12 protein-coding genes are annotated in these 12,412 nt (G+C 66.4%); 9 read left to right on the forward strand and 3 right to left on the reverse strand.

The window, feature by feature from the left end:
* Positions 1-12: 12 nt before the first annotated feature.
* Complete coding sequence (locus tag QUW25_RS04750; protein ID WP_289511071.1) at positions 13-1,134, reverse strand: hypothetical protein; 1,122 nt, start codon at positions 1,132-1,134, stop codon at positions 13-15.
* 674 nt (positions 1,135-1,808) lie between these two features.
* On the opposite strand from QUW25_RS04750, the gene der reads away from it, so the two are divergent.
* The 8 genes from der to QUW25_RS04790 all read left to right on the forward strand — a co-directional run bounded on the left by der (position 1,809) and on the right by QUW25_RS04790 (position 10,629).
* Entirely contained in the window at positions 1,809-3,140 is a 1,332-nt protein-coding gene (gene der, locus QUW25_RS04755) for a ribosome biogenesis GTPase Der (protein ID WP_289511072.1), read from the forward strand.
* An 11-nt stretch (positions 3,141-3,151) separates the two neighbouring features.
* Positions 3,152-3,811, forward strand: a complete 660-nt coding sequence (locus QUW25_RS04760; RefSeq protein WP_289511073.1) for a glycerol-3-phosphate acyltransferase — start codon at positions 3,152-3,154, stop codon at positions 3,809-3,811.
* Between the two features lie 2 nt (positions 3,812-3,813).
* Positions 3,814-4,491, forward strand: coding sequence for a ribulose-phosphate 3-epimerase (gene rpe / locus QUW25_RS04765; RefSeq protein WP_289511074.1), 678 nt, complete (start codon positions 3,814-3,816; stop codon positions 4,489-4,491).
* 2 nt (positions 4,492-4,493) lie between these two features.
* Positions 4,494-5,675, forward strand: a complete 1,182-nt coding sequence (locus tag QUW25_RS04770) for a cysteine desulfurase family protein (protein WP_289511075.1) — start codon at positions 4,494-4,496, stop codon at positions 5,673-5,675.
* A gap of 12 nt (positions 5,676-5,687) precedes the next feature.
* A complete protein-coding gene (locus tag QUW25_RS04775; RefSeq protein WP_289511076.1) occupies positions 5,688-6,413 on the forward strand; it encodes a zinc ribbon domain-containing protein in 726 nt (241 codons plus the stop codon).
* The gene (gene coaBC, locus QUW25_RS04780) at positions 6,410-7,645 is read left to right on the forward strand and encodes a bifunctional phosphopantothenoylcysteine decarboxylase/phosphopantothenate--cysteine ligase CoaBC (RefSeq protein ID WP_289511077.1); all 1,236 of its coding nucleotides are present in this window, start codon (positions 6,410-6,412) and stop codon (positions 7,643-7,645) included. Before QUW25_RS04775 ends, coaBC begins: the two co-directional genes overlap by 4 nt.
* Before the next feature lie 84 nt (positions 7,646-7,729).
* On the forward strand, positions 7,730-8,563 hold the full coding sequence (locus tag QUW25_RS04785; RefSeq protein ID WP_289511078.1) for a deoxyribonuclease IV: 834 nt from the start codon (positions 7,730-7,732) through the stop codon (positions 8,561-8,563).
* A 263-nt stretch (positions 8,564-8,826) separates the two neighbouring features.
* A complete protein-coding gene (locus QUW25_RS04790) occupies positions 8,827-10,629 on the forward strand; it encodes an ABC-F family ATP-binding cassette domain-containing protein (protein WP_289511079.1) in 1,803 nt (600 codons plus the stop codon).
* A gap of 27 nt (positions 10,630-10,656) precedes the next feature.
* Here QUW25_RS04790 and bilS read toward each other — a convergent pair whose 3' ends face one another.
* Positions 10,657-11,130, reverse strand: coding sequence for a flavodoxin family protein BilS (gene bilS, locus QUW25_RS04795; protein ID WP_289511080.1), 474 nt, complete (start codon positions 11,128-11,130; stop codon positions 10,657-10,659).
* Between the two features lie 46 nt (positions 11,131-11,176).
* Positions 11,177-11,491: an MGMT family protein gene (locus QUW25_RS04800; protein ID WP_289511081.1), complete on the reverse strand. Its 315-nt coding sequence runs from the start codon at positions 11,489-11,491 to the stop codon at positions 11,177-11,179.
* A gap of 52 nt (positions 11,492-11,543) precedes the next feature.
* On the opposite strand from QUW25_RS04800, the gene QUW25_RS04805 reads away from it, so the two are divergent.
* Positions 11,544-12,098 (forward strand): cysteine hydrolase family protein, encoded by a 555-nt coding sequence (locus QUW25_RS04805; protein WP_289511082.1) that lies wholly within the window; start codon positions 11,544-11,546, stop codon positions 12,096-12,098.
* Positions 12,099-12,412: the final 314 nt, after the last annotated feature.

Here is a 12,412-nt window from a genome sequence, read left to right on the forward strand (position 1 = left end):
TCTTCTCGGCAGTCATTGTGCCACAGCGGGGGAGAGGGTGCCTGCGCCCACCGTCTCACCATCAAAGTCGCGAGCGCCCGACATCACGAGCGGAGGGTCCCGATTTGTCCAGTGAAGCCCGTCGGCACGGGCGAGCCTGGCGTTGAGGCCCGCCTTGCGCTCGGCCCAGAGCCTCGACTCCTGCTCGGTGAGCACCGGTTCGGGCAGGCCGAGGTCATGACGGATGCACCTTGCGAGCCAGTCGAGGTAGGCGATGTCGTCATAGTGCTCCTTTGCGATCTCGTAGTCCTTGATGTCGCGGGCGAGAAGCTCATTTCTCCTGTTGATGTCCTTTGACTCCTGCTGCTCGTCACGGTGGTAGGCGCCCTGGTAGTCCACGGCAACCGCCTTGAACGGCGTGGGGGCATCGCCTGCATGGTCTGGCGCGAGCAGGATGATGTCCGGCTTTCTGATCCTCTGCGCGGCCTCGCCGAGGATTGCCCCCGCGCGCTCAACCGCAACCGGGTCGTTGAGCCCGACCACCTTGATGTCATAGCCGCCGTGCCGCATGTCCAGCTCAAATCTGTGACACGTCCTGCTCTCCTGCGGCGAGCCCGAGCGGTCGCGCGCGTGCTGGAGCACGCGCCGCAGCTTTCTCGTGCCGCGGACGGGTCCCAGCTCGTCAAGGAACGATGAGATGCGACTTACGCTTGTCAGAGGTTCTTCTCGCTTGACGAGGCCGCTCTTGGCGATTGGCTGGATTCCGTAATACCCGCAGAGCTCGTCGACCAGCATGAGCAGCTCCGTCTCTGTGGCGTACTCGGTCATCTGGAGTGCCACGAGCTCCGGCGACGCGCAGGCAACGTTGGGCGTGAGGCGCACGTGCGAGTTCTCGGGATATCTCTTGAGCGCGATGTGGGCGACTGCCAATTTTGACCTGTGCCGCCCCGCGTCGCTGCTAACGATCATGTGCAGGGGGAGCGTTGCGCCCGCCAGCTGCCTGACGTTTGCTGTGATGCGCTCAACTTCGGCGACGCTCGGCATGCGCTTGGGGATCAGCTCGTCTGGCACAAACGTTGCGGAGCGCAGCAGCCGGCCCGAGTCCCAGCGGCGGAGTATCTCGAGTGCGGTGATATGTGAGAAGAAGGCGTCCATGAGCCTAGGGTATTTCTGGGCGCGGGCGTTGGGGCCGAGATTCCAAGAAAGTCGAACACGAACCTTACGCGGGACTTGCCGGTATCTGGCAAGATTTGTATCCGTGCAGCTACGAGGTATCGCTTGACATAAGGAACTGTACTAGAAATTAAATCGATGCGCAGGGCTCATCTTGTGTTTCTCGGCGACGGGCGCTGCATCGCGGTTTCTGTCGTCGCGTTATGTCCCTTGCGGGCCCAACTCCGCACCCAGATCCGGTTCTGGGTCCGCGACGGCGCCAACCCTGTGCACAAATCCGGTTCTGGGTCCCCGACGGCGCCAACCCAGCACCCAGATTCAGTTCTGGGTCCGCAACGAGAACAACCCAGCACCCAAATCCAGTTCTGGGTCCGCAGCGGCAATGAGCCTGCACCCAGATCTGATTCTGGGTCCGTTACGGATCCAGTCCAGTACGCAAATCCGGTTCTGTGCGCGGGTTTGGGGGGCGAGAAGGACCCAAATCCGGTTCTGGGTGCTGGAGTGACAGAGCGTGGGGGCGAGAAGGACCCAGATCCGGTTCTGGGTGCCGGCACGAGAGACGGAGTCGCAAAAAAGTGGGGATTTAGCGCGCTCACCGGCCAAAACCTGCCGCTCGTGCTAGACTTCTTGCGCCAATGGAATAGCAAGGAGACAAGATGCCAAAGCCCGTAGTCGCCGTGGTCGGCCGCCCCAACGTCGGCAAGTCCACGCTCGTCAACCGCATTGCGGTGAGCCGCGACGCCATCGTCCACGAGTCGCGCGGGGTCACGCGCGACCGCTCGTACCACGACGCCGACTGGAACGGTCGCGACTTCACCCTCATCGACACCGGCGGCATCGAGTCTGTCAAGTCAAAGGACGTCTTTGCGCCCCGTATCCGCGAACAGGCGCTCATGGCCTGCGAGGAGGCCGACGTCATCGTCTTTGTGGTGGACGGCACCACCGGCGTGACCGACGAGGACGAGGAGGTCGCGCGCATCCTGCGCAAGACCGACAAGCCCGTCTTCCTCGTGGTCAACAAGAAGGACAACCCCGCCACCGAGCAGGACGGTCTCTGGGACTTTTACGCCCTCGGCGTCGGCGAGCCGCGCCCGCTCTCCGCGGGGCATGGCTACGGCACGGGTGACCTCCTCGACGACATCGTCGCAGCCTTCCCCGAGCCCTCCGAGGAGGAGCCCGCGGACGACATGCTCTCCCTGGCCATAGTCGGCCGCCCCAACGTCGGCAAGTCCAGCCTCGCCAACCGTCTCGCCAACAAGAAGCGCTCCATCGTCTCTGACGTGGCGGGCACCACGCGCGACGCCATTGACAGCGTGATCGAGTGGAAGGGCATGCCCATCAAGCTCGTGGACACCGCGGGCATGCGCAAGAAGACGCAGGTCCACGAGGACGTCGAGTACTACAGCCTGGTGCGCGGCCTCCAGGCGATCGACCGCGCTGACGTGTGCCTGCTCGTCGTGGACGCCACCGTGGGCGTGACCGAGCAGGACCAGAAGGTTGCCAACATGGCCATCGACCGTGGCTGCGGCCTCGTGCTCGTGCTCAACAAGTGGGACCTCATCGAGACCGACCAGCAGCGTGACGAGATCGTCGCCTCCATCGACAAGCGCCTCGCCTTCGCGCCGTGGATCCCCACCGTCAACGTCTCCGCGCTCACCGGGCGCGCCGTCGACAAGGTCCTCGGCCTGGCCGTCCGAGCCGCCGAGGCGCATGCCTGCCAGCTCAAGACCTCCGAGCTCAACGATCTTCTCGCGGAGATTCGCGAGGGCGGTCACACCCGCAGCGAGAAGGGCCGCAGGCTCAAGATCCAGTACGCCACGCAGACGGGCAGCAAGCCGCCGGTCATCTCCTTCTGGTGCAACGCCCCCGACCTCGTGGACGATAACTTCGAGCGCTTCCTCGAGAACCGCCTCCGCGCGCGCTTTGACCTCACGGGCACGCCGGTACGCCTCAAGTTCCGCAGGAAGTCCGAGGGGGGCGAGCGCTAGTGGACCCGCTCATGCTCTGGACCATCGCCTTCACCGTGGGCGCGTACTTTGTGTGCGGCATCCCCTTTGGCCTGGTCATCGCCTTGGCCATGGGCCACGTTGACGTCCGCGAGGTGGGATCGGGCAACATCGGGACCACAAACGTCGCGCGCTCGGTGGGCAAGGGCGCCGCGGCCGCCACGCTCCTGCTTGACCTGGGCAAGGGCCTCATCTGGATGGTTGTCGCCCGCTACGGCATCGCCGCGCTCGCGCTGGGCGGCGACGTTGCGGCGCTCGACCACACCACGGCCTTTGGCGTCTCGCTCTCCTGCGTCTTTCTCGGCTGCATCCTCGGCCACGTCTTTACCCCGTACCTGCGCTTTCATGGTGGCAAGGGTATCGCCGTCGGGTTTGGTGCCGCGCTTGGGCTCTACTGGCCCATCGGCGTGGGGCTTCTCGCCCTCTTCCTCGTTCTTGCCATCCCCACGCGCTACGTCTCGCTGGGCTCCGTCGTTGCCGCGGCGTCACTTCCCGTCTGGTGCGTGATCTTTGGCTTTCCCACGGCCTCCGTGGTTCCCGTGGTCATTGCCGCGGTGGTTGTCATCTGGTCTCACCGAGAGAACGTCCGGCGCCTTGTCCATGGGGACGAGCGGCGCTTTGCCTTCCACAAGTCAGAGAGCAAGGAGAACTAGCGATGCTGGAAGAGATCAAGATTGCCCCCTCCATCCTCGCAGCGAACTACCTTCGTCTTGGGGAGGAGCTTGCCGACGTCTCCACGGGGGACCTCATTCACTTTGATGTCATGGACGGCCACTTTGTCCCCAACCTCTCGTTTGGCATTGACGTCGTGCGCGCGGTGAAGTCTGCCACCGACCTTCCGGTTGACGTGCACCTTATGATCACCAACCCGGACGAGATGGTCGAGAAGTACCTCGACGCTGGCGCGGACTACCTCTCCTTCCACTACGAAGCAACCGCCCACGCGCACCGGCTTGTCTCCCTCATTCATGAGCGCGGCGCCAAGGCTTCGGTGGCCCTCAACCCCGCCACGCCCGTGGCCGCCCTCGAGCCCATCCTCGGTGACCTCGACATGGTTCTTGTCATGACGGTGAACCCCGGCTTTGGCGGGCAGAGTTTCATCGAGTCCTCTTCCCGCAAGATCCGCAGGCTCCGTCGCATGTGCGACGAGCAGGGCGTGAACCCGCTCATCGAGGTTGACGGCGGCATGTCCGCCAAGACCGTCGCCAAGGTGACGAGCGCGGGTGCCAACGTGATCGTTGCCGGGAGCTCCGTCTTTGGCGCGCCCGACCGCGCCGCCGCCATCGATGAGATCAGGCGCGCTGGTCAGGCCGGCGTCTCCAAGATGGCGTGACGATGGACGCCACCTACACCTATCTCGATTACGCCGCCTCCTGCCCCATGAGGCCGGAGGCGCTCTCGGCAGAGCGCGCCTATGACGAGGGCGAGCTTGCCGGCGTGAACCCCAACTCGCTTCATTCGTCCGGCCGTGCCGCCGCCCGCGCGCTCGACGGTGCCCGGCGCGAGATTGCCGCCTGTCTCGGCGGCGGGCTTCGCCCGTCTGACGTCGTCTTCACCTCGGGCGGGACGGAGTCGAACAACCTTGCGGTTCTCGGCCTTGCCGAGGGCGCGCGGGCGCGGGACTCCCGCAGGAGGCGCATCGTCCTCTCTGCCATAGAGCACGACTCGGTGCTCGACCTCGTGGGCCCGCTGCGCGAGCGCGGCTTTGAGGTCGAGCTCGTGAGCCCCAACCGCCAGGGAGTCGTTGAGCCCGGCGCGCTCGAGGCGCTTCTCGGCGAGACGTGCGCGCTCGTCTCGATCATGTATGCCAACAACGAGACCGGCGTCATTCAGCCCGTTTCCGAGCTCGCGCGATCCGCCCGCTCGCGCGGGGCGCTTTTCCACACGGACGCCGTCCAGGCGTTTGGGCACGTGCCCCTTGAGCTTTCCGACGTGGACGCCGTGAGCGTTGCCGCCCACAAGATCGGCGGCCCCGTCGGCGTGGGGGCGCTCGCGGTGCGCGGCCGCGTTCCCCTGAGGCCCCAGAGCTTTGGCGGTGGGCAGGAGCAGGGCAGGCGTGCCGGAACGCAGGACGTCCGCGGAGCCCTTGCCTTTGCGGCGGCCGCGCGCGCCTGTTGCGGGACCCTTGCCGAGACGCGAGGGCTCGTCTCGCGCCGAGCCCGGGGGCTCTACGACCTGCTCTGCGCTCCCGATACCGGAATCATCCCCACCACCTCTGTGGCGATGGGGCCGGACCGTCTTCCGGGCATCGTGAGCGTGATGGTGCCGCGCCTGGACTCCGAGACGCTCATCCTTGCCCTTGACCAGGCAGGCTTTGGGGTCTCCGCCGCCTCCGCGTGCTCCTCGGGCTCGCTTGACGCGAGCCACGTGCTCCTTGCCATGGGCATCCCCCGTGACGAGGCGCTGGGGTCGCTGCGCATCTCCTTTGACGAGCGGGTTGCCCCGAGCGACCTCGACCGCTTTGCCAAGACGCTGATTGCTATCGTCGCCGAGCGCTCCTCCGGGCGCAGGCGCTAGGAAAGAGGAACCATGACCGAAGCATCTGCCCTCATGAAGCTGCAGGAACTCGACCTCGAGCTCCTCAAGTGCGCGTCCACGCTCGCCTCCATGCCGCAGCAGGCGCGCCTCAAGACCATCGCCCTTGCCGCCAAGAAGGTGAGAAGCGAGCTCACCTCCATCGTGGGCCAGCGCAAGGACGCCGAGCTTGAGATCGCCGACGTGGAGGCCAACCTCGCCCACTATCACGAGAAGACCGCGGAGGTCCAGGCCACTGCGGACTCCGGCGCCTTCACGCACCGCGAGGTGCGCGACATCGAGCAGCAGCTCACCTCACTTGCCAAGCACATCGAGAAGGCCGAGTTCACCCTCGGGCCGCTTCGCGAGCGTCTGGAGAGGCTCGCGCGCGCCGAGAAGAACGCGCGTCTCACCGCCGAGAAGATCGAGGTCGAGCGCAAGGCTACCGAGGAGTCCCTTACGCACGACTCCGCTGAGCTGCGCGCCAAGATCGTCGAGCTCTCCCGCGAGCGCGACCGCGTTGCGGGCGGCGTCTCCGCCGAGCACCTCGCGAGCTACGAGACCGCGCGCAAGCGCTTCAAGGGCCTCGGCGTCGAGCGCCTGCGCGGCAACGTCCCCTCGGTCTGCCGCGTGAAGCTCCAGCCGAGCTCCTTCCACGACCTCGCCCAAGGCGAGGAGATCACCGAGTGCCCGTACTGCCACCGCATCCTCATCACCTCGGAGGAGGTGGAGGGGGAGTGAGCGAGCAGGGTGAGCGCACGCCGCGCGTCCTTCTCGCCGTCTGCGGGGGGATTGCCGCCTACAAGGCGTGCGAGGTGCTGCGCGGGCTTCAGAAGGCCGGGTGCGAGGTCCGCGTGACCATGACCGCGGACGCGGTGCGCTTCGTGGGCACCGTGACCTTTGAGGCGCTCTCCGGCGCGCCCGTCGCCACGTCGCTCTATGACTATCCCGGCTCCGCGATCCCGCACATCGACCTCGCGGAGTGGGCCGACGCTGCCGTCGTGGTGCCCGCCACCGCCAACGTCATGGCCAAGATGGCCTGCGGCATCGCCGACGACTGCCTCACGACGACGCTCCTGGCGTGCGCGTGCCCCGTGCTCGTGGCGCCGGGGATGAACGTGCACATGTGGCAGAACCCCGCCACGCAGGCCAACGCCGCCACGCTGCGCGGGCGCGGCGTGAGCTTTGTGGGGCCCGACACGGGTCGCCTTGCCTGCGGAGACGTGGGCGAGGGCAAGCTCGCGGGGGTGGATGAGATCGTGTCCGCCGCGCTCGCGCTCCTTGGGCCGCGCGACCTCGTTGGCCTGCACGTGCTCGTGAACGCCGGCCCCACGCACGAGGCCATCGACCCCGTGCGCTACATCGCCAACCGCTCCACGGGCAAGATGGGCTACGCCATCGCGGAGGCCGCGGCACGACGTGGGGCCGAGGTGACGCTCGTCTCCGGGCCCACCTCGCTTGTGGCTCCTGCTGGCGTGCGACGCGTGGACGTAGAGAGCGCCGCGCAGATGCACGACGCTACGCTTGCGGAGTTTGAGGCCGCCGACGTTGCCATCTGCAGCGCCGCGGTGGCCGACTACACGCCCGTGGCGCCCGCGGACCACAAGCTCAAAAAGTCGCGCGAGCGCCTGGACGCGATCGAGCTCACGGAGACGGCCGACATCCTGGCCGACCTCTGCGCCGTGAAGGGACCGCGTGTGGTGGTGGGTTTTGCCGCCGAGACGGACGATCTGCTCGCCCACGCGCGGGAGAAGCTTGAGCGCAAGGGGGCCGACCTCATCGTGGCCAACGACGTGAGTCGCCCCGAGTCCACCTTTGGCGCCGACACCAACCGCGTGGCGTTCGTAACCGCCGGTGGCGTTGAGCAGCTCGAAACCCTGCCCCTTCCTGCCGTTGCCGATGCGCTTTTGAGCCGCATTGTCCCGGGCGGGGGCCCTGGGACGGGCCCCGTTGGCGAGAAGGGCCTTGGGTAGGGCCCGCGCCCCCATGCGCTTGGCGCGGGAACCCGTCCTTTTCTCTGAGCGAAAGATCACGTCCCCAAATAACAGGAGGGTGAGTTGAGGGAGCTTCGTGTTGGGTGCCATCTTTCCACCGCCAACGGCTACGCTGCGATGGCGGGGGACGCCGTGTCCATCGGCGCCACCACGTTTGCGTTCTTCACGCGCAACCCGCGCGGCGGCAACGCCCGCGAGCTTGACGAGAAGGACCTCGCCGCGTTTCTTGCCACGCTTACGGAGCACGGCATTGGCCCGCTCGTGGCGCACGCGCCCTACACGTACAACCTCTGCTCCTCCAAGCCGGAGACCGTCGAGTTCGCGCGCCGTGCGATGCGCGAGGACCTGGAGCGCATGGAGCACCTCCCGGGCCACCTCTACAACTTCCACCCCGGCTCCCACGTCAAGCAGGGCGCCGACGAGGGCATCAGCCTCATCTGCGAGGGCCTGAACGAGGTCCTGGAGCCCGGCCAGGCAACCACGGTGCTGCTTGAGACCATGGCGGGCAAGGGCACCGAGGTCGGCCGCTCCTTCGAGGAGCTGGCCCGCATCATCGACGGCGTGAAGCACAACGAGCTTCTCGGCGTGTGCCTGGACACCTGCCACGTGGCGGACGCGGGCTACGACATCGTCCACGACCTCGACGGCGTGCTTGACGAGTTTGACCGCGTGATCGGCCTTACGCGCCTTCGCGCCCTGCACCTCAACGACTCCAAGAACCCGCTCGGCTCCCACAAGGACCGCCACGAGAAGATCGGCGCGGGCACGCTCGGCCTCGGGACCTTCCGCGCCGTGGTCGCCAACGAGCGCCTTGCGGGGCTGCCCATGGTGCTCGAGACCCCGCAGGCCGGCCTCGACGGCTGGGCGGCAGAAATCGCGCTGCTGCGTAGCTTGTAGGGGCGCGGCTCGACGGTCCTTCTCGCCAGGCGCTTGTCCAAAACCTGACAGGTAGCACTTCTTTTTCACAGGCTCTTCTCTGTAAGCTATGGTTTCTTTTGTCTAACGGCTACGAAGAGAGACTACCTGCCAGGTTTACCGTTTGGAAACACAGCGCTGCGAGAAGAACCTTGACCAGAAAAGCGCTGCGAGAAGAACCGCGTGCTCTCATGCGCCTCGCCCCTATAATGGGGAGCGTTACCGCGACGGAGGGGCGTCCTTACATGGGAATTCTCATTGGGCTTGAGCACGTGGGGCACGAGTGGCCCGGCAAGCGCGTGCTGGAGGACCAGACCATAGGCATCAACGAGGGCGAGCGCATCGGCATCGTTGGCCGCAACGGCGACGGCAAGTCCACGCTGCTGGAGATCGTGGGTCACGTGCTGGAGCCGGACGCGGGCACTGTGACGTGGCGGCGCAACATCTCTGTGGGTTATCTCGGGCAGGCCGACCAGCTCGCGGATGGAGACCCCGTGCGCCACGCGATCTTCGGCGACGTCCCCGAGTACACCTGGGCATCTGATGCGCGCATCCGCGCTATTCTGGACGAGCTTGTGGGTGACCTCGACCTGGGCGGCGCCGTGGGCGAGCTCTCCGGCGGGCAGCGCCGTCGCGTGGACCTCTGCCGCGTGCTCTGCCACACCTGGGACGTCATCCTCATGGACGAGCCGACCAACCACCTTGACCTGGCCGCCATTGAGTGGCTGGCCGACCACCTGCGCCGTCGCTGGCCGGCGGGGGAGGGCGCGCTCCTGGTGGTTACCCACGACCGCTGGTTTCTCGACGAGGTCTGCGAGCACATGTGGGAGGTCCACGACCGCCGAATCGAGCCGTTTGAGGGCGGCTACTCCGCCTACATCCAGCAGCGCGTGGAGCGCGAGCGCCAGGCGGCCGTCATGGAGGAGCGCCGCCAGAACACGCTGCGCAAGGAGCTCAACTGGCTCGCGCACGGCGCCAAGGCCCGCACGAGCAAGCCGAAGTTTCGCATCGAGGCGGCGCGCGCCCTCATTGCCAACGACCCGCCGCTCAGAAACCCGCTCGAGCTCAAGCGCCTTGCCGTGAGCCGCCTGGGCAAGCAGGTCATTGAGATGAAGGGCGTGAGCTTTGCGTATCCCGGCGGCCCCCGCGTGATCGAGGACGTGGACTGGCTCATCGGCCCCGGGGATCGCTACGGCATCCTCGGCGCCAACGGAGCGGGCAAGTCCACGCTGCTCGCGCTCATGACGGGCGCGCTCACGCCCACGTCCGGCACCGTGAAGATCGGCGCGTCCGTGCGCTTTGGCTTCATGAGCCAGCACCTCGACGCGCTGGGCGAGAAGGACGACTGGCGCGTGCTCGAGGTGCTCGGCCGCTACAAGCGCAGCTACCTCGTGGGCGGCAAGATGCAGAGCCCCACGCAGCTCATCGAGCGGCTGGGCTTTGAGCAGCGCGAGCTGCAGAACTTCATCAGGGACCTCTCCGGCGGGCAGCGGCGGCGTCTGGCGCTTCTGTGCGTGATCCTGGAGGAGCCCAACGTGCTCGTGCTCGACGAGCCGGGCAACGACCTGGACACGGACATGCTCGCCGTGATGGAGGACCTGCTCGACAGCTGGCCCGGGACGCTCCTTGTGGTCTCGCACGACCGCTACCTCATGGAGCGTGTAACCGACGACCAGTTTGCGCTCATTGACGGCCACGTACGCCACGTGCCCGGCGGCGTGGACGAGTACCTGCGCCTGCTTGGCGAGAAGGGCGTGGAGTCGCAGGCAGAGACCGCTGCGCAAGGGGACGGCCCTTCTCGCCCCGCTTCTGCCGGGCTTTCCAACCAGGAGCGCCGCGAGCTCAAGAAGCGCTTTGACGCGGTGAGCCGCAAGCTGGAGAAGACGGCGGGGGAGCCCGACCGTCTGCGCGCCGAGATGGCCGTCGTGGACGCGAGCGACTACGCCGCCCTCATGGCCGCTCAGGAGGCGCTGGACGCGTGCCTTGCCGAGCGCGAGGCCCTCGAGGACGAATGGCTTGAGCTTTCCGACCGCCTCGGCATCGAATGATCCAAAAGGGGACAGACCCCTTTTGGATCATAGGGCAGCGCTGAGGGCGGCCTCAAAGGCGTCGAGGTCCGCTGCGTTGGGGTGGCCGAGCGCGCGGTCGAAGTTCTCGATCATGGGCGCAAAGCGCGCGGGGTCAGTCTCGGCCAGCTTGACGTAGCGATCGCGCACGGCGGGTGGCATCTGACCCTGGCACATGAAGCGCCCCACAACCTGGGCACCCTCAGGCAGCGCGGAGGCAAAGCGGTCGAGCACGCGGTCGTAGTACACCTGGCTGCCGCCAAAGCCGCAGGTGCCAAAAAGGAAGACGCGCTTGCCGGCGAGCTGGGGGAGCGCGTCCTCCAGCGCGGGGTCAAGCCCGCCCTTGTCGGTCCAGGAGCCAATGAGCACGAGGTCGGCGTCTGTCGCGGGCACCTCGTTCTTCTCGCTCAGGACCTCGCGGGCGCGCTGTGCGAGCTTCTTGGTGTTGCCTGTCTTTGAGCTGCAGATGATTGCGTAGGTCATGATGCCTCCTTGGTTGGCTGGCACTCTTGTACCCTGCTTGTGGGCCCTATACCTCCCACGAGCAATTCTTCATATCAACCCGACCGTTTGGAAGGAAGCGCACGCCCTCGGCCTCGAGCATGCGACGTTGCTCGCCGGGGCCGCCAAAGGCAAAGCCCGGCGCGAGCGAGCCGTCCGAGAAGATCACGCGATGGCAGGGAACCCCGCCGGCAATGCCGGGGCTGCCGTGCATGGCATAGCCCACCTGGCGCGCGCACCGCGGTGCGCCCATGAGGCGCGCCACCTGGCCGTAGGTTGCCACGCGCCCCTCGGGAATCTGGCGCACCACGTCCCAGGCGCGCTCGAAGAAGGTCCTCTCCATCGCTCCTCCAATCCGCTATGCTCAGGCTACCACCTAACCGAGAGGGGAAGCCATGAAGCTCGACAAGAACGCTACCGCGCTGCTCGTCATTGACGCCATCGAGGCCACGGGCGCGGACACGCTCTACGACCCCGACGCCGCCACCGCCGCATACCGCGACGCGGTGGCGCGCGCTGTTGCTGCCTGCCACGCTGCTGGCGTCCCGGTGATCTTCTGCAATGACGCGCACATCCGCGGCCTTGATCGCGAGCTCGAGCTTTGGGGCGAGCATGGCGTGGCCGGCGAGTCCCGCATCTTCCCCCAGATTGAGGTGGGGGAGGGCGACATCATCATCCCCAAGCGCCGCTACTCCGGCTTCTTCCAGACCGATCTTGACCTCACCCTGCGCGAGCTTGGCGTCACGACCGTCATTGCCGTGGGCGCGGACACCAACATCTGCGTCCTCCACACGCTGGCCGATGCGTACTTCCTAGGCTATGCCTCCGTCGTGGTGACCGACGCCACGATGACCTTCCTCTGCGGCACGCAGGAGGGCGCGCTCGAGCACTGTGAGAAGTGCTACGGCTCCACCCTCTGCACCGTCTCCGACCTCGAGGCCGCCCTGTAATTTGGGGACGTGTTTTAGAGATTTTGGGACAGGTTTTAGGCGGGCACGGGGAAAGCTCGTCAGAGTTGTGTGTGGTTTTTGAGGGCAGTCCTTAGTATCAAGCCGTTTTGCCCGGGAAATAGCCAGCTCAGAGACTCGAGCCTCTCCGGCTACTCAGGCTCGGTCAAAAAACCGCACACAACTCTCGGGCGCCGCCTAAGAGACCCGTTATCTGGTGTGCTGCACCCCCTGGCAGCTACGAATTGCTTCGAGAAAGGCCTCGACTGCAAGTAGTTTGGGACGTGCTATTTCTCTCAGAGATTTTGGGACAGGTT

It is taken from the genome of Thermophilibacter provencensis (genome assembly GCF_030372065.1).
In the GTDB taxonomy this organism is placed as follows: domain Bacteria; phylum Actinomycetota; class Coriobacteriia; order Coriobacteriales; family Atopobiaceae; genus Thermophilibacter; species Thermophilibacter provencensis_A.